The organism is Pelovirga sp. C15f (assembly GCF_057178085.1).
Map to the genome: position 1 here is coordinate 236,864 of NZ_JBXUCV010000001.1, position 25,221 is coordinate 262,084.

Genomic DNA, 25,221 nt, shown 5'->3' on the forward strand with positions numbered 1-25,221 from the left:
AAGGGCCAAAAAGTTATGATCGTTACCTATAACTGGTTAAAAGAATTTGTGGATATTGACGCGCCGCCGCAAGAATTATGTCATCGCCTGACCATGGCCGGCCTCGAGGTCGATTCCATCAAAGAATTGGGTGCCGGTCTTGAGACGGTGATCGTTGCCAGGCTAGACCAGGTCGATCCCCATCCGGACGCCGATCGTCTGACCCTGTGTCAGGTCAATACCGGCAGCGAAGTCGTCTCGGTGGTCTGTGGTGCGACCAATCACAAGGCGGGAGATCTGGTGGCGCTGGCGCAGCCGGGTACGGTTTTGCCGGGCGATTTCAAGATAAAAAAATCGAAGATTCGCGGCCAGGTTTCCTGTGGCATGTTGTGCTCTGAAAAAGAGCTGGGATTGGCTGATGCGTCTGAAGGGATCATGATTCTGCCGGCACAACTACCGCTGGGTCAGCCGGTTTTTGATGTAATGGGGTGGCGAGACTATCAGATTGAAATTGGTTTGACCCCGAACCGTCCGGACTGTCTCAGTATTATCGGAGTTGCTCGTGAAGTAGCGGCCCTGTACGGCAAACAACTGAAACTCCCGACGATAAAACTGACGGAGGCTGGTGAATCAATAGTGTCGCACGCCAGCGTTGATATTGAAAACACTCAAGCCTGTCCACGTTATGCTGCGCGCATGATTCGCGGGGTAAACATTGGACCCTCACCCGACTGGATGGTGCGGCGTCTAGAGGCGGTTGGTATGCGTTCGATCAACAATATTGTCGATGTCACCAACTACGTCATGATGGAATTGGGGCATCCGCTTCATGCTTTTGATTTTCGCTTTGTTGAGGACGGGCGCATCGTCGTTAAGTGCGCACAAGAAGGTGAAAAATTCGGTACCCTTGACGGTCAGGAACATCACCTCTCAGCAGATGACCTGATGATTTGTGATGGTCGTAAAGCTGTCGCCCTGGCAGGTGTGATGGGCGGGTTGAATTCCGAGGTCCAGGATGATACGCAAACAATCTTGCTTGAAGCGGCATATTTTAACCCGTTATCGGTGCGTCGTACGAGTAAGCGTCATGGTTTGCATACCGAATCCTCACATCGTTTTGAACGTGGCGCAGACGTTGATATGGTTCCCGTTGCCTTGGATCGGGCCGCGGCTCTGATGGCGGAATTGGGAGGCGGCAACGTTCTGGCTGATGTCATTGACACTTATCCACAGGCGCTGCCACAACGAAAGGTTAAGTTAGCGTTGGCGAGTGTCCAGCGCACCCTTGACCTCCCTCTGAACGCTGCCACGGTCAGTCAGTGTCTTGAATCCATTGGTTTGAACGTTGCAATATGCCCAGGTGAAATCCCCCTGTTTGAGGTCAGTATCCCGAGCTTTCGCCCGGATCTCGAGCGCGAGATTGACCTGATTGAAGAAATTGCGCGTCTTTATGGCTACGATAAAATTCCGGTAACGATGCCGGTTGGCGCAGTTGACGCGAGCGTACCGGCTGATCATCAGCGCCTGCAGAAAAAATTGCGCGATATGCTGGTCGCTGCCGGGTTTTCTGAGACCATCAATTATTCTTTCATTGCTGCTCACGCGGTTGAGAGGATCGGGCTGCCAGAGGATGATGTGCGTCGCTGTCAGGTACCGATTTTAAATCCACTTTCGGAAGAACAGGCGGTGATGCGCACCAGTCTGGTACCGAGTCTGCTGGAAACGGTTACCAGGAACCTGAATTACCGCAGCACTGACCTGCGTTTGTTTGAATTGCGGCCGGTTTTTTTGTCTGGTGAAGGAGACCAAACAACTGAACGCTTGTCCCTGTCTGCCGTCATGACGGGACGCAGAGAGCCCGAAGGTTGGGCGCAGAGTAGTGCCCTGGTGGATTTTTACGATTTGAAGGGGACGGTTGAGAATATTCTGACAGCTTTTGGACTGGAACATGTCAGATTTGACGCAAGGTCAACACAACCTTATCTGCATCCTGGCAAGTCCTGTGCCCTGACGGCTGAGGATGGGGTCCTCCTGGGGTATCTAGGCGAGGTCCACCCCCGCACCTTGTCAGCGTTTGATATTGATCAGCCGGCTTATCTGCTTGATCTGGATGCTGAGGAATTGCTTTGCCGCTGTGTTTCACGCCGGTCTTTTACTCCCCTGTCACGCTTTCCCGATGTCAGTCGTGATACGGCGTTGCTGGTGGATGAGGAGGTTCGGGCCGAACAGATTCTTGATATTTTACGTCAGCACCAGGCCAGAACCGTTGAGGATCTGACCCTGTTTGATCTCTACATCGGAAAAGGCATTCCGTCTGGCAAAAAAAGCATCGGGGTTCGTATTCGTTATCGCGACATGACCAAGACTCTCACGGAAGAAGAGGTTGGCAAAGCGCATGACAGGATGATCAGCACCTTATGCGAAAAATTAGCTGCTGAAATTCGCTGATAGCACTTGCGGCAACTTTGTCTCTATGGTACAAACTATTGAAATCAAATAGATACTTGGTTCCAGTCTTATTTGAAAAGGGTAGGAGGGTTTATGACAAAAGCAGATTTGATAGAGAATGTTTATCTGACAACCGGGTTCTCAAAAAAAGAATCTGCCGAAATTGTCGAGATGGTTTTTGACTTGATGAAGTCAACTCTCGAGGACGGTGAAAAAATCAAGATTGCCGGCTTTGGCAATTTTGTTGTCAAAGAAAAAGCCTCCCGGCGCGGGCGCAATCCGCAGACCGGCGGCGAAATTGAAATCTCTGCTCGTAAAATTCTGACATTCAAGCCGAGTCAGGTACTCAAGGCAGCTATCAACGAGGCTCCCTGAGCTACTTAAAGAGAAGCTGTGGCTGATATACCCGACAAACTGTTTTTTAAAATAGGTGAGGTGGCGGATCTTCTCGATCTTAAAACCCATGTATTGCGTTATTGGGAGACAGAGTTCGGCTGCCTTAATCCGGTTAAAAGTCGAACCAATCAGCGACTTTATCGCCGTAAGGATGTAGAAACTGCCCTGTTGATCAAAGACCTTCTTTATCATCAGGGCTTTACTATAGCCGGAGCGCGTAATCAGCTTGATCATCAAAATAGTCTCGACCTGCCTGCCGCTTCAAGTGAAGAGTCCTCTCCTTCCGTACAGCAACGGTTGATACAGGTTAAGTCAGATCTGTTGGCGTTGCGCCAATCATTGTTAGAAAACCAAAGACCCATCGAAAAGTAATGACGTGCTGATATTGGTAACCAATGATGATGGCGTATATTCTCCCGGTCTGAGAGCGCTTGCGGGCGCCATGGCGACCCTCGGCGAGGCTGTGATTGTTGCTCCGGATCGCAATCGCAGCGCCGTTGGTCATGCCCTTACTCTGGAGCATCCACTGCGTGCTCAAGAAATTGAGCCGGGCATCTTTGCCGTCGATGGAACCCCGACTGACTGTGTCAATCTGGGAATTCACGGCTTGATAATGCAGCGCCCCGACCTGGTAGTTTCGGGCATTAACAGTGGTAGTAATATGGGCGATGATATTACCTATTCAGGAACCGTCAGCGCGGCGCTGGAAGCTTCTTTGATGGGGATACCGTCCATAGCCGTATCCCTGGACGCCAGCATATTTTCAGAATCTGACCTGCTGGTTGCAACCCGGTTTGTCGTTAGTCTTGCCGGGCAGGTGATGAAAAAAGGATTGCCGCCCGATACTTTTCTTAATGTCAATATCCCCTCCGGCAGCTGTCGTGGGGTGAAAATTACCCGTCAGGGCAAACGCCGTTATGGCAAGGCCGTAATTGTTAATGAAGACCCCCGTGGTCGAAAATATTACTGGATCGGGGGTTCCAGCGTTGGTTTTGAGGATATACCAGGTACCGATTGCTCTGCCCTATCACGAGGATTTATCTCGATAACGCCCCTGTACACCAATCTGACCAGTGACAGTTGTTGCGAGAGCCTGAAAACTTGGTCACTTCAGTGCGATGAGGAAGGAGCGTGATGGTGGACTACTCTGTCGCTCGGCGGCGTATGGTCGAACAACAGATTGTTGCCCGCGGGATTGACGATCCGCGTCTGATTGATGTGATGAACAAGGTGCCGCGTCATTTGTTCGTTAATGAGGGTCTGCGCGGTCACGCCTATGCTGATGGCCCTCTGACGATCGGGCACAAACAGACCATCTCCCAGCCTTACATGGTTGCTGTCATGTCAGCTGCACTGAATTTACAGGGGCAGGAACGGGTGCTTGAAATCGGTACCGGCTCAGGCTATCAGACCGCCATACTTGCCCTGTTGGCTAAACGTGTCTATTCCGTTGAACGTATCGCTACCCTTGCTGCCTGCGCCCGCAAGGTGCTTGATCAATTGCACATCAGTAACGTCAATATAAAGACTGCGGATGGCACCCTGGGATGGAAAGATCAAGCTCCATTCGACAGGATTTTAGTTGCTGCCGGCGCTCCTGATATACCACAGGAATATCTGGCGCAGTTATCTGTAGGTGGCAAACTTGTTATGCCGGTCGGAGGTTATAATCAGCAAAGCCTGATACGCATAACCCGCCTTGATAAAGATCAGTTTAAACGTGAAGAACTGATGGCTTGTCGCTTTGTACCACTGATCGGCGCAGCTGGTTGGTCTGACGCCGATGAAACCTAGGAACCTTGCGGTGGTCTTATCATGCTGAAATCTATCCGCCGCCTCTACGACTGGGTACTGACCTGGGCCAACAGCCGCTACGCGCTGCTGGCGTTGGGATTGCTCGCCTTTACCGAAGCCAGTTTTTTCCCAATCCCGCCCGACGTTCTGATTATGGCTCTGGCCCTGTCCATGCCGCAGATGTCGTTCCGCTATGCCCTGATTGCCACGATCGGTTCCGTGCTGGGTGCCGCACTAGGCTATGCCATCGGCTGGGGGCTGTGGGATGTGCTGGCGGTACATTTCTACGCCTATGTGCCGGGTATTACCGAAACAGGTTTTGCTCGGGTTGGAGAACTATTCAGCGAATATGATTTCTGGATCATTTTTGCGGCCGGTTTCACCCCGATCCCTTACAAGATATTTACTATTGCCGCCGGCGTGTTTGCCATCAATTTCCCGGTATTTATGCTGGCATCCCTGATTGGCCGCGGTTTACGCTTTTATCTGGTTGCCACCCTGTTCTATTATATGGGTCAGCCGGCTCGCACTCTGATTGAAAAGTACTTCAATCTGTTAACCATCATTGTTTTTGTTCTTATTGTGGTTGCAGTTGTTGTCGTTCGGCTGACCAGTTGATGGCCAGGGCTGACGACAAGTAGACAATCTTCTTTTAATTGCCGGCCGCAGAAAGGTGATCGTGTCTTTGTCCCGCTTCTCATTGGCTCTGTTGATCGCTGTGACAGTTATGACTTTTTTGTCAGCCTGTCACCGTGGGGTCTATCATACGGTTGCTCCGGGTCAAACCCTTTTCAGGATCAGTCGTACTTATGGGATTGATAGCAATTATCTCGCCCGTATCAACAATATATCCGACCCGACGCAACTGCGAGCCGGTACCAAGCTGTTTATTCCGGGAACAGATCAGCACCGTCGCGTTGAAGTAATAACATCGCCACCGGCTTCCACGACGACCCGCACAACCCCTCCGTTGCGACCAGCAACGTCCGCATCTCCAGCATCTGTTCCTGCCCCGGTAACCCGCCCAACCCCGGTGCCACCATCATCACCACCACCCTCCACTGTTGCCGGCGTGCCACAGAAGAAACTGAACTGGCCACTTAAAGGGCGCATTGTACGACAGTTCAGCTCAGCGGCAGAAACGGGTGCGGGGCGCGGTATTGAAATAGCTGCGATGCCGGGCTCATCCGTACTGGCAGCCGAAGCCGGGCGGGTTATTTATAGTGGCGATGGAGTCAGTGGTTACGGACATCTGGTGATTTTACAGCACGATAACCAGCTATTTACTGTTTACGGATTCAATCAGCGCACTCTGGTAAATCAGGGGGTATTTGTCAGCCGGGGCGACAGAATTGCCTTGTCTGGGACCCCGCCTGCGGGGGGGGAGCCACGTTTGCATTTTGAGGTTCGATCGGGAAAGGAACCGGTAAATCCTCAATTGTATCTCCCATAGTGATCACTGCGACCATATTTAAAACCCAGGGATTTGGAGATTATTGATGAGCGGATACAATTCAGAAGAGGAGCAACCGGAAGAGTTGGATACTTTACCTGATGGTGAGGAGAATACCCGAGATCAGGAAGCGGATGCAGTGGAAGAGGAAGAAGAAAAGGAATACCAGTCTGATGATCAGTCATCAACGGCTGATGCCATCAAGCTCTATCTCAAGGACATCCAGAAAAGTCAGCTGTTAAGCGCCGCCCAGGAACGTGAACTGGCTGAATTGATCGCTGCCGGGGATGATCACGCCAGAGCGCGGATGATCGAATCGAATCTGCGCCTGGTTGTTAAAATTGCCAAGCGTTACATGAATCGCGGCCTGCCTTTTCTTGATCTGATCGAAGAAGGCAACATGGGTCTGATCAAGGCTGTTGAAAAGTTCAAAGTCAGCAAGGGGTGTCGTTTTTCTACCTACGCTACCTGGTGGATTCGGCAGTCGATTGAGCGGGCTCTGGTGAATCAAAGCCGCACCATTCGCTTGCCGGTACATGTCGCCGACGAAATCAATAAGCTTGTTAAGGTGAATCGCGAACTGGTTCAGACCCTTAAACGTGATCCCTCCACCGCAGAAATCGCTGCCGCTATGGGTGTTGGTGAGGCGCAGGTGGAAAAGATGCAGATTCTGCTCAGAAAGACCTATTCAATTGAGCATCCCATGGGGGACAATAATGATTACAGCCTCATTGATACCGTAGAGGACAAAAATCTTGTTGATCCTGCCAGCACGATAGAAGATGTCGATCTTTTTGCCCATGTGTTAGAGCTGATGGCTGATTTGACCGAGACCGAACGTGACATTCTGATTATGCGTTTCGGTCTGGACGATTCCGAACCTCAAACCCTCGACACCATCGGCCAACTTTTCGGGGTGACCCGCGAGCGTATCCGCCAGATTGAGGCCAAGAGTTTGGCAACCCTGCGCAAAGCCGCTCAGCAAAAACTCATGTCGTCTGAACCTTAACCATTGTTTATGGGAGAACAGTAAATGGATGATTTAAAGAATATTATTCGGGATATCCCCGATTTTCCCAAAAAAGGGATCATCTTTAAGGATGTTACCACTTTACTGGCCGATGCAAAAAGTTATCAACGCATGATTGACTTGCTTGCCCATCGCTATATTGGTGAGAAAATTGATCAAATCGTCGGTATTGAAGCACGCGGGTTTATTCTCGGGGCGGCACTGGCATATAAGCTTGGTACCGGCATCACCCTGGTACGTAAATCGGGAAAACTCCCCTACAAAACCCATCAGGTAACCTATGACCCGGAATATGGCAGTGATATTCTTGAAATCCATGAAGACGCATTCAAGAAAGGTGACCGGGTTATTATTGCCGATGATCTGCTTGCCACCGGCGGCACCATGGCCGCCGTGATTCAACTCCTTGACCGTGCCGATGCCGAGTTGGTTGAGTGTGCTTTTCTGGCGGAGCTGGAGTTTCTGAATGGTCGCAGTAAGTTGCCCGAGGGGAAGGTTTTCAGCCTGCTGAAATTCTGATGATGGGTTGCCGCAAGCAGCGGTTTGATGTATAAGCCTGCATACGACCCCATAGCTCAGCTGGATAGAGCGACTCCCTCCTAAGGAGTAGGCCGGAGGTTCGAATCCTCCTGGGGTCGCCATTAATATTAAACAATTCAACAGGAAGATTAGAAGCGCAGCGAACGCTGACTGGATGTCAGAAGAGCGGCCATGGACGGCCGCGTCAGTGGGCGCAGGGGAGCCGACGCAGGAGCCGCCGTGATGGCGGCGAAGTGAGTTAACGCTCCTTGAACCGTAAAAATTATATAAACAGCCTCTTGGCTAATTATTAGGCGAATTTTTTATCACAAAAACATTAACCTGTGACCGGGTCTGTTATTAATGGGAAACAAAAAAGAGTTGTTTCCTTTTTGTCGTCGACCGATAGGGTAGGGCTAAACCTGTTTGACGCGTTCCAAGTGGTCGGCTACATTAAGTTTGTAGGGGGTGTTTACGTCCTTCTAGCCCTTCGTGTTGCCCTCCTCCGGCGGCACGAGGGGCTTTTTATTGCGTTGGGCTAGTGGTTCGTAGGTTTCTATTGGTTGTTTTCTTATCGTCCTGCCATGTTGACATTCTGCCGTTTCAAGTTTTATCAAATTCCTTTGTCTTCCCTCCTCGTATTGCTAGCCTTTCTGTGTGTGCGAAACGTCCACCTATACATTGACAACGTGGCGTTCAACCCGAAGCCTCTTGGTGCGGATTCTGGCGGAAATGTTATAGGCTAACATCTGCCAGTGTTCGCTGGTCAGAGTGCGTGACCCTAATCATTTCCATATTCTAATAAATTATGTGTCGACATTTTTTACACATTATTTTTTTATTATTTTGACCACCGTAACCCACTGAAATGGTTAGCATTAGGTATCATGGTACGCGTATTGCTAACCAATATGGTAACAATGGAAAGGAGAAAATAATTTAAGTAAATCTTCACAAGTAGTGGAGATCAGCATGTAAAGGAGACGTATAAATGGAAAAATCCAACAGTTATAGACTCGTAAAACTCGTGGCAATTTTCATTCTTCTATATGTGCTCGTCGGGATCAACGTAGCAAGTGCATCACTCATTGAAAACTTCAACGACGGCGAGGCGCAGGGTTGGGTTCTGTCCGGTCTCTGGCACGTAACCGGCAACTCACCGAATGGAACTCAAGCGCTTGGATATGTTAAAGACGAAACAGAGGGCACCACTCTAAATGGGAATTACGATACATTTGGCTTCGCAAATAGCGGTACAGCGACAACATCAGAGTTTGTATGCGGTGATATATGCTCGGTTAGCTTTGACTGGCTTGACGACTCTGAAGGTGGTAGCATCTTCGACCTCTTATCTGTCAATGTCTTGCTCGAAAGCGATGTAGAGACTATTTTTTCACCTGAGACAAGAAGCACCTCCTACTCTTACTTCAGCACTGACTTACTATCGCTTGTAGGAACAGGAAACCTGTTCAGTTTACAGTTTTCATTCGCCACGTTAGACTCTATTGCTAACTCTACTTCTGGTGTCCGTATTGACAATGTCGAGATCAATACTGGCGCTGTTCCTGCTCCCGTCCCAGAGCCCGGCACGCTACTGCTCCTCGGTTCCGGGCTTGCCGGTCTGGCGTTATATCGTCGTCGAATGAACAACAAAACGTAAAGTTTTCCGATAACTGTAAAAATTATCGACAAAAGAAGCGGGGTCAGCTATGGCCTCGCTTTTTTGTGCCGCCCTGTTACTTCAGATGATGAAGCATCCGATAACCGACATTGACCAATGACGTTCTTTCCAACCGTTTATAATATTCCCTTATCAGCTGGTTGATTTCCTTCGGATCTTCCACTATTAACTATCACGGACAGTGTGTCGTGATAAGTAGTACCCGAAGGTTTGACTCCTCCCGGGGCGCGAGAACAACCAATTGACAGATCACCATGATGCTGCTATAAAAGTGCGTCATGCGGGCGGTTAGCTCAGCGGGAGAGCATTCGCCTCACACGCGAAGGGTCACTGGTTCAATCCCAGTACCGCCCACCAAAAGATACAAGACTCAAGCTTATATGACTTGGGTCTTTTTTTGTTCAGGTTTGACACTTGAGTTTCAAAGGATGGAAATAATATGCGCTATATCTGCACCTGCTGTGGTTATGTTTATGATCCCGAACAGGGCGATTCTTTGAATAATGTGCTTCCCGGCACTGAATTTGCTGATTTGCCGCCGGAATGGGTTTGCCCTTTGTGTTATGCAGAGCGGGATCAATTTGATCCCCTGGACTAAACCAGGTATCTTATAGTCTTCTTAGTCGCTGTTCCAATTCACTTATCTGGGCCGTTTCGATGTTGCCAAAGGCCAGCCGCACGTAGGGCTCCAGACCTGGACCGAAGGTCTCGCCCGGCAAACAGATAATCCCCGCCCGCTCAAGCAGCTTCCGTGCTGCCTGGCGACCACTCATGCCGACCCAGGGGTGCTTGACCCAGGCGAAAAAAGAACCACTGGCGGTCAACTCAAACCCGTTGATTCCCGTGCCGAAGCAAGCAGTAACGGCGGTATGGCGTTCCTGCATCTGCTGTGCTTTTTCTACAATCCAGCCATCTAGATGACAACAGCCATATTGTAGGGCCAGTTGTGCCGGGCGTGGCTGGCAAACCACCATACTGTCCTGAATTTTCAACCCCTGTTCGATCAGTTCCGCAGCACCAATCAGAGCGCCACAGCGCATGCCGGTCAAGGCAAAGGTTTTGCCGAAGGACGCAATGTGAACAAAGTTGTTCTGCCAGTTTCTACGCGAAAAGAGCCGGTGCGGAGGGGAGTTTCTGAAGTCGCTGATAAAGCTGTTATAGGTTTCGTCAATTATCAGGATGATGGAGTGCGCCTGAGCGAGATCAAAAAGTTGCTCCAGTTGCCGGGGCGGGATAATCGCCCCGGTCGGGTTGCTGGGCGACACCAGTAGCAGGGCACGGGTCCTTGGGGTGATCTTCTCTTCGATGGCAGCAAGGCTCACAAGACCGCCGGTGGCTGGATTAAAGGGAATGCATGATGACGTTATTCCATAACTTTGCAATGCCATCAAGTGATCGAAATAGGCCGGCAGGGGGACAATGATTTCATCCCCTGGTTGACACAGGCACAGCATCGCCAGCCAGAAAGCCTGACTGGCACCTATGGTCAGGCAGACCTGGTCGGGCTCGGGGCCACTCTGGTAGTGACGCTGATACCAGTTACACAGATCTGTCCGTACTTCCGGCAACCCTTCGTCCGGGCTGTAACGGTAGGTAGCCGGATCATCAAGGGCTGTGTGCAGACAAGCAATGAGGCCGGGTGCCGGTGGATAATTTGGTACCGCCTGGCAGAGATCAAGCAGGGCGGTTGTTTCCAAGATACAGTCCCCACCAAGCCAGTTTTTGACTTCGGTAATTGGAGGTGGCTGCACCTGGAATATGCGGTTATTGATCTTCATGACTTAAAATCCACCCGAGTGCTCGTAACCTGACATTAAAGAATGCCCTGGAGATACTGGATGATGTCGGTTTTGATCGGCATAAAGTAAACATTGTCATCATGGCTCTTGCTGAATTCCAGAACCTTGCGCGCAAATTCACGATTCCATTCCAGGGTCGGTTCAAAGTCGCGCGGAAATATGGCGTGGTTTTTATTCTCCCAGTAACTGCGACTACTGTCGGTAAGAACCGGTGAAACCCCCCAGTAAACGATGGTATTACGGAAGAATCCCTGGTAAATCTCCATCAAGCGCAGATCAAAAAACGGCTGGGTAAAAAAACCATCAGCGCCGGCGTCCTGTTTGGCACGCATGTAGTCGATTTCATCCTTGATGCCGCTACGATAGGGATCAATTCCAGCGTAAATGGTCAGCTCGGGGCATTCCCGCTTGATACGCCGAATCAATTCCAGGGAACTGGTACGGTAGTAGGTGTGTTTCATCTCCTGCGGCGGATCGCCATTGATAATCAGTAACGCCTCGATTTTACTGTCACGCAGCTGTTCAAAAATCGGCAGGGGCGCATCAGGATTAAAATCGATGGCGCGCAAGTGGGGGATAGTGCGAGGAACGTACTCTCCAGCAATGGCGCAGCCCTGCCAGCTGCGCATATTAAAACGCAGGATGTCAGGGATATTGATCCTTTTCACCAGCGGGAGATGCCGGCACACCAGTTCCAGCTCTTTTCGCAGGGAAGATTCACTCCGGGGTACAAGTTCCAGTGAAATTTCAGTCATTCCGGCTCCTGACAAAGGATTTAGTTCCCTGTAGTTCATGATCTGTCTTGTCATGCTTGTTATTTAAAGTGTCAACGACGTTATGCTCAATGTAGATCAGCTAAGGGCAAGCAGCCATGGTCATACCTTGTTGATTCCCCAACCTCCTGAGCACTCTTTCCGTCAGGTTACAGGTTACAGGTTACAGGGCGCCAGGCTTCTCTGCAATGATCTCACCACGGAATCGATAAATCTCGGTATCAGGCGCCTGCCACATGTCTGCTGCCAGCCCGGCCTTCTGACAGGTCTGACGCAGAAAAGTCAAGGCATCCCATTGGTGTTCAGTAGCGACTTGAGGGAGCAAAACGCCCCGGTTGATGCCATGTTCAAGATAAATACCATGTTCACCAATGGTGATATCTTCGGGATCGGAGATTTTTTCCAGTGGCGACAGTATGGTGATTTCAATATTTACCAGATCAAGTTCGGGTTTGGTCAGGGGTGCGAAACGCGGGTCCTGGGTTGCGGCAGCAACAGCCATTAACGCCACCTCCTGATACAGAGGGCGGCGGGACTGAAAATTGCCGATACAGCCGCGCAATTGATCGTTCATTTTAAGGGTGACAAAGCACCCTGCGCGGTCATTAAGTGACTGTTCTTCCCGGGGTGGCGGGCTATAGGGTTGGTTATTGATTTTATGGTCAATCGCGGTTCGTGCAATGTTCAGCAAGAACTGCGTTGCGGTTTCGGTCATCATGGCAGCTCCTTATTTTAAATAGGTGAAAAAGTTGTTTTTCGGCGACGAGATAACTTATAGTTGCTGCTTGTTTTCGGTGCAACTGTTTTAATATCAGGCATTAGAGTGATATTGACTTGATCATTTGCAAATGGGGTATCTGTTGGTACGAATTGTTCAATTTTTGTTGGTTGTTTTTATCCTGCTTGTGGTTGCCGGATGTGCCCCGAGGGCACTTGTCGAAAAGATTACGGATGATAGGCCCCTGACTCCACAACAGGAAGCCCGGCTGGGCGGGATATTGAGTGATATGCTAATTCAATATCTGGGAGGGGACTGCCCCGACACCGGCCTTGAAAACCATGTCAATCAGGTTGCCGGACGCTTGAGGGCTGATGATCTCAGCCAGCCCATTCAGGTTCGGGTTGCCGATCACTCTGACCCACATTCTTTTGCCCTCCCGGGGAACATTGTTGTTGTTACCCGTGGACTGTTGCAGGAACTTGAGACGGAAACCCAACTTGCGGCCCTGTTGGCACGTGAAATCGGTTATTATCAGGCCGGTCTTGTCACTGAGAGTCTGCGGCCGATGGTTCGGGGTCGTGCGGTCTTTTTACAGGATGTGCCACCCGGAGATGCAAACTATTCACAACGGTTATTGCTGGTACGCGAACTGACCGATGTTGCCCTGCATCGGAGCTATGGAAATGAGAAAGACAATAGCCCTGATATCGCAGCCATCGATGTGCTGGTGCGTAGTGGTTATTCTCTGAACGGTTTTTTTGAGCTGGACGAGATGTGGCGGCGTCTGAACCGGGCAGCCATTGACAGTGGTCGGTCAGTCTATCCTGATCAATTATCAGCACTGCGTCTGCAGGCAGCACGTGATTATATCGTCGCAACTTATCCCAACTATCGTGGTGCTAAAAGTTTTGATTCAAACACCAATGTCCGCCGGCTGGCAAATCCTGACGAGCTGACGATTGCCTATCAACTTTATGATCAGGCGCGCTCTGCTGAGGCGGCGGGGGAGCAAACACGAGCTCTGCGGTTATATCATCAGGCGATTCAGCAACAGCCCCGGAGTCTGTTACTGACAGCGCTGGGGATGGCTTATCTGCGCGGAGAAGACCTGATCCCGGCACGCCGTTATCTGCGCCAGGCAGTTCATGTCGATGGGGACTTTTATCAGTCGCGTCTGGGGCTTGGCTACATTCATCTGCGGCGCTCAGAATGGTCGGATGCGGTAGCAGAGCTAGAGGCTTCCCTGGTACTGTTTCCAACCTTACAGGGAACTTTTCTGCTGGCAGAAACCGAGGAGGGGCGTGGCAATCTGGTCCGGGCGCGCGAGCTGTATCGCCATCTGTTCGAGGTTGATGGGCAAAGTGCCCTTGGGCGTGCTGCCGCAGAGCGTTTGCGCCGGTTGCCGCGCTGATCTGTATGCTCAGATGGCCCCTGGAAAAAGATGAGGTTTTGCTCTGGCAAGGGCGGCCGGCGCCCCGCTGTTACCTTTTCAGGTATTGGCGCAGCCAGCTCGTCGCAGTTGTAGTTCTATTGATGGTGGCGGCGTGCTTGTGGCAAGGCCGGGATCATGACGTTACCCCCTGGCTCCTGGTTTTTTTACTGGTGCTGTCCCTGTTGGCACTGGTGTGTGGACCTGTTCGGTTGATCTATTTGCGCTGGCGCTGGGAAACCCTTTTTTATGCCATCAGTGACCAGCGGTTATTGGTTCGGCCTGGAAGCAATAAACAGACTGTCAGTTATCCCTGGCTCATGTTATACGCCATAGCTCTTCATCCCTACACAGACCATCTGGCCGATATTGAACTGAAATTTACCGACTCGCAACGGGTGGTGCTTGAATGTCTGGAAGAGCCCGGGACCTGCCTGCGCGTCCTGTCTGCATTGGCTGCGAATTCTCCGGAACAACAGGATCCGGTTTGACTCTGATAAGTTCCCGTGACTATGATACATGGTTAATTCTAAATCCTTGCCGAAAGGCATTTTAGCGATGATGGTGATATGAAGTCCTTTTACCTGGAAACATTTGGTTGTCAGATGAATGTTGTTGATTCCGAGCAGATTGTCGCTTTGCTGCAGGGGATCGGCTATCAAGCGGTAGGTTCTCCCGATCTGGCTGATCTGGTGCTGCTCAATACCTGCTCGGTGCGTGATAAAGCGGAACGTAAAGTTTACGGTCATCTTGGGCGCTTCAAACCGATCAAGGACAGACGTCCGGAGCTGATTATCGGTGTCGGGGGTTGTGTTGCCCAGCAGGAAGGACAACGCATGCTTGACTCGGTTTCTTATCTCGATCTGGTTTTCGGCACCCACAATATCCACCGTTTGCCGGAGATGGTGCAGCAGGTGGAACAGACCCGCCAACGCGCCAGTGAAACCGACTTTCTCGATCGCGATACGCGTTTGAATCTGTTCCCCGAGCGCTCGGCCGGCGAGAGTGCTACCCGCTTTGTCACCATCATGCAAGGTTGTGATAATTTCTGCTCCTACTGTATTGTCCCTCATGTTCGCGGACGCGAGATCAGCCGACCCAGCGCTGAAATCCTCCGCGAAATCGAAGCCCTCGTCGCGACCGGGGTCAGGGAAGTGACCCTGCTTGGACAGAACGTCAACTCCTACGGTTTCAAGAATGACAATGAATTGTCCTTTCCCCGGCTGTTAGAGGCAGTAGATGCCATTCCTGACCTGGAGCGCTTGCGCTTTGCAACCTCACACCCCAAGGACATTACGGCAGAGTTGATTGACTGTTTCGGGCGCTTAAAAAGTCTTTGTCCACAGATCCATCTGCCGGTTCAAAGTGGTTCCGACCGGATTCTGGCGTTGATGAATCGCGGCTATGATGCCGCTGATTATCTGGATAAGGTGAGTCGCTTAAAAGCCGTGTGTCCGCAGATCCGTTTGACCACCGATATGATTGTCGGCTTTCCCGGGGAGACGGAAGAAGATTTTCAGGCGACCCTCGATCTGGTAGCACAGGTCCGGTATGCTGATGCCTTCACCTTTTTATATTCACCCAGAGTGGAAACAGCCGCAGCGTCCATGCCCGATAACGCCTCTGCGCGGCAGAAACAGCAGCGTTTTGAGCGGCTGCTGACATTACAGCAGCGTATCAGTGGAGAAATCTGGCAAGAAGATGAGGGGATGGTATTGCCGGTGCTGGTTGAGGGGGCGAGTAAACAGGGTGATGGTCAGCTCTTCGGGCGCAGCGTCTGGAATCGGATTGTCAACTTTAGTGGGCCCCAAGAGCTGATCGGTCGGATTGTCCCCGTAGCTATTAAAAAGGTGTTGCGCAACTCCCATCTGGGTGAATACCAGAATAACTTATGATGACAGGAATACTACAATGATTGATCTTCATACCCATACCTTTTTCAGTGATGGTGAACTGGTGCCGGCTGAACTGGTGCGCCGCGCTGCGGTTGCCGGATATCGCGCTATGGCCATTACTGATCATGCCGACAAAAGCAACATTGCCTGGCTATTGGCCAATATTGTCCCCGTGGTTGATGAACTCGGTGAGGCCAATGGTATGCAGGTTCTGGCCGGAGTGGAACTGACCCATGTAGCTCCGGCCGCCATCGCCGATGCGGCCAGGCTGGCCCGTGATCATGGTGCCGAACTGGTGGTAGTTCATGGCGAAACCATTGTCGAACCGGTAATGCCCGGAACCAACCTGGCCGCCATCAGGGCCGGTGTTGATATCCTCTCACATCCGGGACTCATCACCCCTGAAGAGGTACAGCTGGCCGCTGAAATGGGTGTCTGTCTGGAAATTACCACCCGTAAAGGACACTCACTCACCAATGGTCATGTCGCCAGGCTGGCGCACAAATACGGTGCCAAACTGGTCATCAATAATGACGCCCATGGTCCCGGAGATCTGGTCGCTACCGAACAGATGCGGCGAATTGCATTGGGGGCGGCGATGACTGAAGAGCAGTTTCTGCAGGCTCAGGCAAACTCAAGCGCTCTGGTTGCTCGCGCCAAGGGGTGATGGCGTCGCAAAAACTCACCAACTGCGGCGTTGCTGCGATTATTTCACTGCTTCGACGTACGAAAGTACGCCTCATTGCTCAATAATCACGCGCCTTGCATTTGGCGCTTTTGGCTTAGCCATCCAAATTGATATTTTTTACGAAACCAACAAAGGGTAGTTGATGAACAATTTGTGTAATTTTGATTTTCTTAAGCAACTGGTTGAAACCCCCAGCCCATCAGGTTTTGAACAGCCGGTGCAACGCCTGATTCGTCAACAGCTTGAGTCTGTGGCCGACACTATTGAGACCGATATCATGGGTAATCTCATCGCCCTGCTCAAAGGGCGTGGCGGCCCCACGGTCATGCTTGCCGGTCACTGCGATGAAATCGGCTTCATGGTCCAGTTTGTCGATGATAAGGGCTTTATCTATTTTGGCGCTATCGGGGGTGTTGATCCCCACCTGTCACCGGGACAGCGGGTGGCAATCCATACTGACCAGGGTGACATTGCCGGCGTGATCGGAAAAAAAGCCATTCATCTGATTGACAGTAAAGACCGGGATACCGTCATTAATCTGAAGAAGCAATACATCGACATCGGCTGTACATCGCGCGAAGAGGTAGAAAAGCTTGTCTCCATCGGTGATCCGGTCACTTTCGCCGTTGGTTTGCAACCGCTCCAGGGACGGCGGGTTACGGCCCGAGCCTTCGATGATAAAATGGGGGCCTTTATTGTCACTGAGGTGCTGAAACAGGTACGCCAAAACGGTGGCATAGCTGCCGATCTGTATAGCGTCTCGACGGTGCAGGAAGAAGTCGGGTTGCGCGGTGGTACAACCAGTTCCTATGGGGTCAACCCCGACATCGGTATCGTTGTTGAAGTGACTCACGCCACCGACTGCCCGGATGTTGAGCGCAATGGTATTGGTCGCGTTGAACTTGGCAAAGGGCCGGTGATTGCCCGTGGCGCCAATATCAATCCGATGCTGTTCAGATTGCTGGTAGAAACGGCAAAAGCCGAAGACATTCCAGTGCAGATTATCGGCGTGCCGCGCGCTACTGGCACCGATGCCAACGTGATGCAGCTTTCCCGAGGTGGGGTGGCGACAGCGCTGTTGGGGATTCCTTTACGCTACATGCACACCCCGGTAGAAACCCTCGATCTGAACGATCTGGAACGGGCAATTAAGCTGCTCACAGCTACCCTGTCGAGGATCGACAGCCAAACCAGCTTTGTTCCGGCCTGATAGATTTGTGATGGTGATAGAATCTCAAATGCACGACCAGCAATCGCAAGCGGCGCGCAAGGTCACCCTGATTGGCCTGGTGGTTAATGTCATCAATGCATTTATCAAGGTCATTGTTGGTTTTTGGGCCAACTCCTATGCCCTGATTGCCGACGGTATTCATTCTGCGTCCGACATGCTCAGCGATGTTCTGGTGCTGGTGGCCAGTCATTATGGGCGTCAGCAGCCGGACAAAGACCACCCTTACGGCCATGATCGTTACGAAACCCTGGCCACCCTGATCCTGGGTGCCTTGCTGATCGCCGTTGCCGGTGCACTGGTCTGGGACAGCATGATGCGTCTGCTGACGCCGCGCGAACTGGTGACCCCTAATGCCATTGCCCTGGTCGTTGCCCTGGCTTCGATTGTCAGCAAGGAATGGATATATCGCTATACCTTGCGTATTGCCCGGCAGAACAACTCACGCCTGCTCGAAGGCAACGCCTGGCATCATCGCACGGATTCCCTGTCTTCCATTGTGGTCTTTGTTGCCATTGGTGGTGCACTACTGGGTATTACCTGGCTCGATCAGCTGGCCGCAGTGGTTGTCGCATTGATGGTGGCGCGCATCGGTTTTACCCTGATCTGGGACAGCCTCAAAGAGCTGGTCGATACGGCGCTGCCCCAGGATGAAGTCACCAGCATCCGCGCAAGCGCCCTGACCATTCCCGGTGTCAGGGGTGTACACGATCTGCGTAGCCGGCGCATGGCAAATCGCACGTTGCTTGATATTCATCTGCAGGTGGATCCGCACATCAGTGTTTCAGAGGGACATGAAGTTGGTGCCTGGGTAGCGCGTTTGTTACGCAATCAATATGATCACATCTCCGATGTCATCTTTCATATTGATCCCGAATGTGATGAACAGGTTGATGTCACCGAAGACAACCGGCGTTTACCTTTGCGACCGGATGCCGTTGCCCAGTTGACTCAACGCTGGCAGGGAATGCCGCTTTTTGAACAGCCTCATCATACCGTTCTGCACTATCTTGATCTGGCTATCGATGTTGATCTGTTCTATGGGATCGACGATATCTCTGCTGACGATATTGAGCTTTTACAGGTGAGCCTGATGGCTCGTGCCCATGATTTGCCGTGGCTTCGACAAGTGAAGGTCTGGGTTGGTCAGCCACGGGATATTAGCAGCAAACCTTCCCCCTGACTATCTATGACGATAATGATCGGGCCCGCCCGTCTCAGCTGCGCTTCGGGTTTCTGCTCCGAGGTGCTGTTTTTCTGGGGGCTGAATTTCGTCCCTTGCCGATAATCCGCTTACCACGATTCGTTCTTTTATGAGCGTCCGGTTGGGATGATCCCTTGGTGTCAAGACTGATCAATAAAGGGTGTTGATTGATGGTGATGTCCCTGACCCGTTTGACCTGCACCGCGTCCAGGGGGATGAGCAAATCGACCAGGCTGAAGTGCTCAAAAATATTGATGCGACCGATTGAGCGACTGTCGATCCGACCTTCGTTGCTCAGGGCACCAACAATATTGCCCGCTTCGATGCCGTGACTGCGGCCCACCTCGAGCCGGTAGCAGGTGGCCTGCTCGCCGGTTCTGCGTTCAACTCGCTTGCCGGAAGCGCGCGGTTCAGCTGGCTCCTCTTGAACAAAATTGTCCTCTTCCATCTGCAGGGGACGTTCCTTCTGCAGCAGAAACGCCAGGGCCGCAGCAATGCGACGGTGACCAATATCGTAGTCAGTCTGAATGTCATCAATCAGCTCTTCAAAGAACTCAAGATCCTGGGATTCCAGGATAGCATTGACCTGTTCTTTAAACAGCCCGACGCGGCGATTAGTAATTTCTTTGCGGCTCGGCAATGCCATGGCCTTGATCGGTTGCCGGGTGGCCCGTTCAATCGCTGCCAGCATTCTTTTTTCCCTGGGGGCAACGAATAAGATGGCTTTTCCTTCCCGGCCGGCCCGGCCGGTGCGGCCGATGCGGTGCACGTAGGCCTCCGTATCGTGGGGAATATCATAATTAACCACGTGGCTGATACGTTTAACATCCAGCCCGCGAGCCGCCACATCGGTAGCAACGACGATATCAAGAGTCCCCTCCTTGAGTCGTTCAACCGTTTTTTCGCGCATCACCTGGGTCATGTCGCCATTTAAAGGAGCACTTGAAAAACCCCGTGCTTCAAGTTTTTCCGCCAGTTCCACGGTGGCTATCTTGGTGCGTACAAAGATGATCATGCCGTCGATCTCTTCCGCCTCAAGAATTCGGGTTAGCGCATCCAGCTTGTGGAGACCTTTGACCTGCCAGTAGCGCTGGGTGACCTGTTCAACCGTTGAAGTTCTGGATTTGATCCGGATTTCAACCGGGTCTTTGAGATGACGCCGTGCAATTTTGAGTACTTCCTGTGGCATGGTGGCTGAAAAGAGCGCGGTCTGATGCTCGGGTGGGGTATGGGAGAGGATTTCTTCAACCTCGTCGATGAACCCCATTTTCAGCATTTCGTCAGCTTCGTCGATCACCACGGCAGTGAGTCTGTCGAGTTTAAGTGTGCCCCTGTTAAGGTGATCCTTGATACGGCCCGGGGTGCCGACCACAACCTGCACACCACGTTGTAGCTGGCGCAACTGCTGGACCATATTCTGTCCACCATAAACCGGCAGAACCTGAAAACCCGGAAGATGGCGGGCATAGGTCTGTACGGCCTCGGCTACCTGGAGGGCGAGTTCGCGGGTCGGGGTCAGAATCAGCAGTTGCGGATATTTCAGCTCAGGTTTAAGGCGGGACAACAGTGGCAATGAAAAAGCAGCCGTCTTGCCGGTACCGGTCTGGGCCTGGCCAAGTAGATCTCGGCCGGCGAGCAGGGGAGGGATGCTCTGTGCCTGGATTGGCGTTGGCGATTCGTAACCGACTTCGTCGATAACTTTAATGATGGCCGGTGCCAGAGCCAATTCGCTGAAAGAAAGTAGTTCGTCGCTGCTCATGTTATTCCTGTCCTGAAAAAGTCGTATTTTGACGGCAAAGTTTTGGACAATAGCCTGTCCGTCGGTTGAATACCAGTTTTTTATGTCGTTTTTACGTCGGTTCCTGCCGGGGTTGCCACAATAAGAGCAACAGCGCGAGCAAGGTTAAGTTGGCAAACATGGCAACAATCATGGCCAGACCGGTAAACAGTCCAAAGTAGATGGTTGGGTTGAAATTGGACAGGGCCAGAATGGAGAAACCGGTAATAATTGTAATCGATGTGTAATACATGGCGCGTCCAACACTGTCGTGGGTCCGTTTGACAGCCGCCAGAGGGTCACCATCGATTCGCAGTTCGTCGCTGTAGCGATGGATATAATGGATGGTGTCATCCACCGCAATGCCGATGGTGATGGCAGCAATGGTGATGGTCATAATATCCAGCGGGATGTTCATCAACCCCATCAGCCCCAGTACCGCAGCCGCCGACAGGAGGTTGGGGACAATCGCAATGAGTGCCAGCCGCAATGAACGGAACTGGATCAGAAACATGCCGACAATCACCAGAAAAACCACGCCGATGGTCATGATCTGGGATGAGAAGAGACTCTGCAGAACATTATTGTAGAGCACGAACATGCCGGTCAGATGAACCTGCTCCGGTTTGAGATCAAACAAAGCAACCAGATCATCTTCAACCTTGCCGATCAGCTGATTGCGCTGCAAGTTCGGGTCGGAGTCGATAATCCGCAGATTAAAACGGATCTGGTTGCCATCCGTAGCCATGTAAGGGCGAAACAGGGTTTCGTCAATCACCTCAGGCAACTTACGGTGAATGACTGACAGAGCTATGTTGTCAAGTGGTTGCCCTTCATTAACATGCTCCATCAGGGTAAAGGTGGTCGACATAGACAGCACCTTGCCCGACTCCGGGAGTTGATCAAGATAGTCATGGATGGCGTGAATATCATTTACCCGGTAACTGTTATACCAGTAGCTGCTACCGGAAAGACCTGCTTCAACCGTATCATCAGCAAAGAAATCGTCTGCAAAGGGGTCATCATCAGCAGCGGCTGATTCCTGTTCAAGAGCGGCTAAAAATTCCGGATCAGCATCGATAATGACATCGAGGGGGGTGGTGCCGCCCAGTTGCCGGTCGATCAGTGCCATTCCCTGATAGATTTCTGTCGTTGGTTTGAAATAGTCGATAAAGCGATTTTCAACCGATAATTGGGCGATGCCGTAAATGCTGATCAGGGTGATCAGGGCAAAGGTCAGCAATGTTGCCCGGCCATGGTGTTCAACCAGATGACTGCAAAACCTGGTGATATAGCCGGTAATATCGAGGCGTGAGACAAAGGGTTGGGGTTTTTTCAACAGCACCAGTCCGGCCGGGAAGAGAATGAGGCTTATTACCAGGGCAAAACCGATACCGATGGCCATCATCCACCCGAAGTCGATAATAGGTCGAATATCGCTGGTCAGTAACGAGGCAAAAGCGGCGATGGTGGTTAATGCGGTATAAATACTCGGCAGCGCTTTGGAGCGAATGGTTTCACGGATCAGGGCAGCATGGCTGGCTTCAGGCTGTTCGGCTAACAGTTCGTTGTAACGAACAATCAGATGAACACAGAGGGAAAGGGTGATGATCAGCAGTAATGAGGTGAAGTTGGAGGAAACAACCGTGACTTTCCAGCCAACCAGTCCCAAAAAACCAAACATGAATAAAACCGCTAAAAAACAGCAGGCCATGGGCAGCAATACCCATTGGGAACGCCGGAAAATCAGAATCAGCATGGTAACCAGAAATACCAGGACGCCAAGACCGAACTTAACCAGATCGTTGCGAATAAAATCGATCATGTCGACAACAATCATCGGGATGCCGCCTAAAAACAGCTCAGCCGTATCACGATGCTCATCCATGATGGCACGGATGGTGGCAATATCGCGTGCTTCCTGATCATTGTGGGCACGACTGACCCGGTCGTAAGCGTTGGAAATAGCCGTCAGTTGTTGTTCTTCTGCGGCCGTGATCTTCCCATCATCGCGTTTTTCACGGAGTTCGGTACGTTGGCGATGTAAAGCGCGCAGCTCTTCATTGGTCGCCAGCATGACCTGGAGGGCGGTGGTGCGCCCATCAGCACTGACCAGGAGATTTTGATAGATCGGCCCGGTGGTAAATTCAGCCAGCGCCAGCTCCATATCGATACCTGGTGTTTCGACGGTGCGGATCTCGCGGCTGAGTTCCGACAGGGTGACGCGTGGGCTGTCGATCAGTGGCGCATCAAGGATACTCATTACCTGGGTGACGCGTTCAATTTCGAGCAGGCTCTCCCGCAAGGTGCGAAGATCGGCGATGGTTTCCGGTGCCAGCAGTTCACCTCTGGGGGTATAGCTGATAATCAGGAAGTCGCTGGTACCATACTGGGCGTTAATCTGGCGAAAATAACGCAGATCCTTGTCGTGCTCGAGCATCAACGAGTCCGCTGAGGCATCAAGGTGAAAATCCTTGGCAAAAAGGCCCACGCTTGCAATCAGTGTCAACAGCAAGCCGAGGGTGACCAGAGGGTGTTTCAAAACCAGACGTTCGTAGATCGAAATGATCGTTTGTTTCATTAATTGTCCATCGCTATGACTGCAGCAGGGGGAAATAAAAAGTGTCAAAATCAAAATGCCACTATAACGCCACCAGGGTAAAAAGACAAAAGCCCCGGCTTAGCGCCGGGGCTTTTGGGCAGTTTCTGGTCCCAGTTGATTAGAGACCAAGTTTTTTGAAGAAATCGTTGCCCTTGTCATCAACTAGAATAAAGGCCGGGAAGTCAACAACCTCAATCTTCCAAACGGCTTCCATTCCCAGTTCGGGGAAATCGATACATTCAACCTTCTTGATATTTTCTTCAGCAAGAACTGCGGCCGGTCCACCGATTGAGCCAAGGTAAAAACCACCGTGTTTGGCACAGGCGTCAGTAACTTGTTGGCTGCGGTTGCCTTTGGCAATCATCACCATCGAGCCGCCATTACTCTGAAGCAGATCAACATAGCTGTCCATGCGCCCGGCCGTGGTTGGGCCAAAGGAACCGGAGGCTTTGCCGGATGGGGTTTTGGCCGGACCGGCATAGTAGATCGGATGCTGTTTCAGGTAGTCAGGCAACGGCTTGCCGCTGTCGAGAATTTCCTTGAACTTTGAGTGGGCAATATCCCGACCTACAACAATAGTTCCATCTAAAAGAAGGGGTGCTCCAACTTCAAGTTTGGAAAGATCAGCGAGAATATCCGGCATCGGCCGGTTGAGGTCGATACGGGTTCCCTGGCTGGTTTTGCCACGATATTTTTCCGGAATCAGGCGTCCGGGATTGCGATCCATTTCTTCGACAAAGAGTCCCTCGCGGGTAATCTTGGCTTTGATATTACGGTCTGCTGAGCAGGAAACTGCCATGCCGACAGGGCAGGAGGCACCGTGGCGCGGAAGACGGATGACGCGCACATCGTGGGCAAAATACTTGCCCCCAAACTGGGCGCCGATACCGAGCTCCTGGGCAGCGTTGAGAAGTTTCTCTTCGAGTTCGATGTCACGGAAGGCCCGGCCGTGGTCGTTGCCACTGGTCGGCAGGCCATCTAGGTAACGAGCGGTTGCCAGTTTGACGGTTTTCAAGCAGGCATCTGCCGAAGTGCCGCCGACAACAAAGGCCAGATGGTAGGGCGGACAGGCTGCAGTGCCGATGGTCTTCATCTTCTGGACGAGAAAGTTATAGAGCGAATCAGGGTTGAGCAGGGCCTTGGTTTCCTGATAGAGCATGGTTTTGTTGGCGGAACCACCCCCCTTGGCGATAAACAGAAATTTATAGGCATCCCCATCGGTTGCGTAGATGTCGATCTGAGCCGGCAGGTTAGTACCGGTATTTTTTTCCTTGTACATATCGAGGGCGACAGTTTGGCTGTAACGCAGATTTTCTTCTTTATAGGTTTTAAAGACACCTTCTGAGATTTTTTCTGCATCGTTGCAGCCGGTCCAGACCTGTTGCCCCTTTTTGGCAACGACGGTGGCGGTACCGGTATCCTGGCAGGTGGGCAGCTCGAACATGGCGGAAATTTCAGCATTACGCAAAAAAGCCATGGCTACGCCGCGATCATTGTCGCTGGCTTCAGGGTCGCTGAGAATTTTAGCTACCTGTTCGTTGTGTTCAGGGCGCAGCAGAAAGGAAACATCGCGCATCGCCATATTGGATAATACTTTTAACGCTTCCGGGTCGACCTTGATCACTTCTTTGCCTTCGAAATTGGTGACAGTGACATATTTTTCAGACCCTTCAATCTTGTAGTACCTGGTAGTGTCTGCTCCCATCGGCATGGGATCCTGATAGGTGAATTCCGGCATCTCTCTCACTCCTTGGTCAATGTTAATAGGATGATAAGGCCTTTGCGGCCGGCAAAATTAATGCAAA

At 51.6% G+C, this 25,221-nt stretch carries 23 protein-coding genes and 2 tRNA genes; 19 read left to right on the forward strand and 6 right to left on the reverse strand.

Translation table 11 applies throughout. The features are described 5' to 3' along the window. Positions 1 to 15 precede the first annotated feature (15 nt). From pheT to AC1931_RS01210, 13 genes are all read left to right on the forward strand, one after another. Positions 16 to 2,427, forward strand: a complete 2,412-nt coding sequence (gene pheT, locus AC1931_RS01150) for a phenylalanine--tRNA ligase subunit beta (protein WP_483875393.1) — start codon at positions 16 to 18, stop codon at positions 2,425 to 2,427. A gap of 93 nt (positions 2,428 to 2,520) precedes the next feature. Then, positions 2,521 to 2,802, forward strand: coding sequence for an integration host factor subunit alpha (locus tag AC1931_RS01155; protein WP_483875394.1), 282 nt, complete (start codon positions 2,521 to 2,523; stop codon positions 2,800 to 2,802). Between the two features lie 18 nt (positions 2,803 to 2,820). Next, positions 2,821 to 3,195 (forward strand): MerR family transcriptional regulator, encoded by a 375-nt coding sequence (locus AC1931_RS01160; protein WP_483875395.1) that lies wholly within the window; start codon positions 2,821 to 2,823, stop codon positions 3,193 to 3,195. Between the two features lie 4 nt (positions 3,196 to 3,199). Then, on the forward strand, positions 3,200 to 3,958 hold the full coding sequence (gene surE, locus AC1931_RS01165; RefSeq protein WP_483875396.1) for a 5'/3'-nucleotidase SurE: 759 nt from the start codon (positions 3,200 to 3,202) through the stop codon (positions 3,956 to 3,958). Positions 3,959 to 3,960: 2 nt separating this feature from the next. After that, the gene (locus tag AC1931_RS01170; protein ID WP_483876152.1) at positions 3,961 to 4,617 is read left to right on the forward strand and encodes a protein-L-isoaspartate(D-aspartate) O-methyltransferase; all 657 of its coding nucleotides are present in this window, start codon (positions 3,961 to 3,963) and stop codon (positions 4,615 to 4,617) included. A gap of 21 nt (positions 4,618 to 4,638) precedes the next feature. Next, positions 4,639 to 5,235 (forward strand): YqaA family protein, encoded by a 597-nt coding sequence (locus AC1931_RS01175; RefSeq protein ID WP_483875397.1) that lies wholly within the window; start codon positions 4,639 to 4,641, stop codon positions 5,233 to 5,235. 67 nt (positions 5,236 to 5,302) lie between these two features. Beyond that, entirely contained in the window at positions 5,303 to 6,070 is a 768-nt protein-coding gene (locus AC1931_RS01180; RefSeq protein WP_483875398.1) for a peptidoglycan DD-metalloendopeptidase family protein, read from the forward strand. Positions 6,071 to 6,116: 46 nt separating this feature from the next. After that, positions 6,117 to 7,079 (forward strand): sigma-70 family RNA polymerase sigma factor, encoded by a 963-nt coding sequence (locus AC1931_RS01185; protein WP_483875399.1) that lies wholly within the window; start codon positions 6,117 to 6,119, stop codon positions 7,077 to 7,079. Between the two features lie 24 nt (positions 7,080 to 7,103). After that, on the forward strand, positions 7,104 to 7,619 hold the full coding sequence (locus AC1931_RS01190) for an adenine phosphoribosyltransferase (protein ID WP_483875400.1): 516 nt from the start codon (positions 7,104 to 7,106) through the stop codon (positions 7,617 to 7,619). A 45-nt stretch (positions 7,620 to 7,664) separates the two neighbouring features. Beyond that, positions 7,665 to 7,741 (forward strand) — tRNA-Arg (locus tag AC1931_RS01195). Between the two features lie 869 nt (positions 7,742 to 8,610). Continuing rightward, entirely contained in the window at positions 8,611 to 9,279 is a 669-nt protein-coding gene (locus AC1931_RS01200) for a PEP-CTERM sorting domain-containing protein (RefSeq protein WP_483875401.1), read from the forward strand. Between the two features lie 303 nt (positions 9,280 to 9,582). Next, positions 9,583 to 9,657, forward strand: a tRNA-Val gene (locus AC1931_RS01205). Between the two features lie 82 nt (positions 9,658 to 9,739). Then, positions 9,740 to 9,898 (forward strand): rubredoxin, encoded by a 159-nt coding sequence (locus AC1931_RS01210; RefSeq protein ID WP_483875402.1) that lies wholly within the window; start codon positions 9,740 to 9,742, stop codon positions 9,896 to 9,898. Positions 9,899 to 9,908: 10 nt separating this feature from the next. Here the strand turns inward: AC1931_RS01210 and AC1931_RS01215 are convergent, their stop codons facing one another. The 3 genes from AC1931_RS01215 to amrA form a co-directional block, all read right to left on the reverse strand. Beyond that, positions 9,909 to 11,078, reverse strand: a complete 1,170-nt coding sequence (locus AC1931_RS01215; RefSeq protein WP_483875403.1) for an aminotransferase — start codon at positions 11,076 to 11,078, stop codon at positions 9,909 to 9,911. A 35-nt stretch (positions 11,079 to 11,113) separates the two neighbouring features. Continuing rightward, positions 11,114 to 11,854, reverse strand: a complete 741-nt coding sequence (locus AC1931_RS01220; RefSeq protein ID WP_483875404.1) for a methylenetetrahydrofolate reductase — start codon at positions 11,852 to 11,854, stop codon at positions 11,114 to 11,116. 181 nt (positions 11,855 to 12,035) lie between these two features. Then, on the reverse strand, positions 12,036 to 12,590 hold the full coding sequence (gene amrA, locus AC1931_RS01225; RefSeq protein ID WP_483875405.1) for an AmmeMemoRadiSam system protein A: 555 nt from the start codon (positions 12,588 to 12,590) through the stop codon (positions 12,036 to 12,038). Positions 12,591 to 12,879: 289 nt separating this feature from the next. Here amrA and AC1931_RS01230 point away from each other — a divergent pair, with 289 nt between their 5' ends. The 6 genes from AC1931_RS01230 (at position 12,880) to AC1931_RS01255 (ending at position 19,016) form a co-directional block, all read left to right on the forward strand. Beyond that, entirely contained in the window at positions 12,880 to 14,004 is a 1,125-nt protein-coding gene (locus AC1931_RS01230; RefSeq protein WP_483875406.1) for a tetratricopeptide repeat protein, read from the forward strand. 5 nt (positions 14,005 to 14,009) lie between these two features. Next, on the forward strand, positions 14,010 to 14,513 hold the full coding sequence (locus tag AC1931_RS01235) for a hypothetical protein (RefSeq protein WP_483875407.1): 504 nt from the start codon (positions 14,010 to 14,012) through the stop codon (positions 14,511 to 14,513). A 78-nt stretch (positions 14,514 to 14,591) separates the two neighbouring features. Then, entirely contained in the window at positions 14,592 to 15,917 is a 1,326-nt protein-coding gene (gene miaB / locus AC1931_RS01240) for a tRNA (N6-isopentenyl adenosine(37)-C2)-methylthiotransferase MiaB (RefSeq protein ID WP_483875408.1), read from the forward strand. Positions 15,918 to 15,933: 16 nt separating this feature from the next. After that, positions 15,934 to 16,584, forward strand: coding sequence for a histidinol phosphate phosphatase domain-containing protein (locus AC1931_RS01245; protein WP_483875409.1), 651 nt, complete (start codon positions 15,934 to 15,936; stop codon positions 16,582 to 16,584). A 163-nt stretch (positions 16,585 to 16,747) separates the two neighbouring features. Continuing rightward, positions 16,748 to 17,815 carry a M42 family metallopeptidase gene (locus AC1931_RS01250; protein ID WP_483875410.1) on the forward strand — a complete coding sequence of 356 codons (1,068 nt, stop codon included), beginning with the start codon at positions 16,748 to 16,750 and terminating at the stop codon, positions 17,813 to 17,815. A gap of 10 nt (positions 17,816 to 17,825) precedes the next feature. Then, on the forward strand, positions 17,826 to 19,016 hold the full coding sequence (locus AC1931_RS01255; protein ID WP_483875411.1) for a cation diffusion facilitator family transporter: 1,191 nt from the start codon (positions 17,826 to 17,828) through the stop codon (positions 19,014 to 19,016). 34 nt (positions 19,017 to 19,050) lie between these two features. Here AC1931_RS01255 and AC1931_RS01260 read toward each other — a convergent pair whose 3' ends face one another. The 3 genes from AC1931_RS01260 to AC1931_RS01270 all read right to left on the reverse strand — a co-directional run bounded on the left by AC1931_RS01260 (position 19,051) and on the right by AC1931_RS01270 (position 25,154). After that, the gene (locus AC1931_RS01260) at positions 19,051 to 20,796 is read right to left on the reverse strand and encodes a DEAD/DEAH box helicase (protein WP_483875412.1); all 1,746 of its coding nucleotides are present in this window, start codon (positions 20,794 to 20,796) and stop codon (positions 19,051 to 19,053) included. A 91-nt stretch (positions 20,797 to 20,887) separates the two neighbouring features. Beyond that, positions 20,888 to 23,395 carry an efflux RND transporter permease subunit gene (locus tag AC1931_RS01265; RefSeq protein WP_483875413.1) on the reverse strand — a complete coding sequence of 836 codons (2,508 nt, stop codon included), beginning with the start codon at positions 23,393 to 23,395 and terminating at the stop codon, positions 20,888 to 20,890. Between the two features lie 139 nt (positions 23,396 to 23,534). After that, positions 23,535 to 25,154 (reverse strand): fumarate hydratase, encoded by a 1,620-nt coding sequence (locus AC1931_RS01270; RefSeq protein ID WP_483875414.1) that lies wholly within the window; start codon positions 25,152 to 25,154, stop codon positions 23,535 to 23,537. Positions 25,155 to 25,221: the final 67 nt, after the last annotated feature.

Bases quoted from the DNA above. Each gene is read 5' to 3' on its own strand.
- AC1931_RS01175 (WP_483875397.1), top strand. From the start codon at position 4,639: ATGCTGAAATCTATCCGCCGCCTCTACGACTGGGTACTGACCTGGGCC.
- AC1931_RS01245 (WP_483875409.1), top strand. From the start codon at position 15,934: ATGATTGATCTTCATACCCATACCTTTTTCAGTGATGGTGAACTGGTG.
- AC1931_RS01220 (WP_483875404.1), bottom strand. From the start codon at position 11,854: ATGACTGAAATTTCACTGGAACTTGTACCCCGGAGTGAATCTTCCCTG.
- AC1931_RS01190 (WP_483875400.1), top strand. From the start codon at position 7,104: ATGGATGATTTAAAGAATATTATTCGGGATATCCCCGATTTTCCCAAA.
- amrA (WP_483875405.1), bottom strand. From the start codon at position 12,590: ATGATGACCGAAACCGCAACGCAGTTCTTGCTGAACATTGCACGAACC.
- AC1931_RS01270 (WP_483875414.1), bottom strand. From the start codon at position 25,154: ATGCCGGAATTCACCTATCAGGATCCCATGCCGATGGGAGCAGACACT.
- AC1931_RS01260 (WP_483875412.1), bottom strand. From the start codon at position 20,796: ATGAGCAGCGACGAACTACTTTCTTTCAGCGAATTGGCTCTGGCACCG.
- AC1931_RS01200 (WP_483875401.1), top strand. From the start codon at position 8,611: ATGGAAAAATCCAACAGTTATAGACTCGTAAAACTCGTGGCAATTTTC.
- AC1931_RS01235 (WP_483875407.1), top strand. From the start codon at position 14,010: ATGCTCAGATGGCCCCTGGAAAAAGATGAGGTTTTGCTCTGGCAAGGG.
- AC1931_RS01185 (WP_483875399.1), top strand. From the start codon at position 6,117: ATGAGCGGATACAATTCAGAAGAGGAGCAACCGGAAGAGTTGGATACT.
- AC1931_RS01255 (WP_483875411.1), top strand. From the start codon at position 17,826: ATGGTGATAGAATCTCAAATGCACGACCAGCAATCGCAAGCGGCGCGC.
- AC1931_RS01215 (WP_483875403.1), bottom strand. From the start codon at position 11,078: ATGAAGATCAATAACCGCATATTCCAGGTGCAGCCACCTCCAATTACC.
- pheT (WP_483875393.1), top strand. From the start codon at position 16: ATGATCGTTACCTATAACTGGTTAAAAGAATTTGTGGATATTGACGCG.
- AC1931_RS01230 (WP_483875406.1), top strand. From the start codon at position 12,880: ATGCTAATTCAATATCTGGGAGGGGACTGCCCCGACACCGGCCTTGAA.
- AC1931_RS01210 (WP_483875402.1), top strand. From the start codon at position 9,740: ATGCGCTATATCTGCACCTGCTGTGGTTATGTTTATGATCCCGAACAG.
- AC1931_RS01250 (WP_483875410.1), top strand. From the start codon at position 16,748: ATGAACAATTTGTGTAATTTTGATTTTCTTAAGCAACTGGTTGAAACC.
- AC1931_RS01155 (WP_483875394.1), top strand. From the start codon at position 2,521: ATGACAAAAGCAGATTTGATAGAGAATGTTTATCTGACAACCGGGTTC.
- miaB (WP_483875408.1), top strand. From the start codon at position 14,592: ATGAAGTCCTTTTACCTGGAAACATTTGGTTGTCAGATGAATGTTGTT.
- AC1931_RS01265 (WP_483875413.1), bottom strand. From the start codon at position 23,395: ATGAAACAAACGATCATTTCGATCTACGAACGTCTGGTTTTGAAACAC.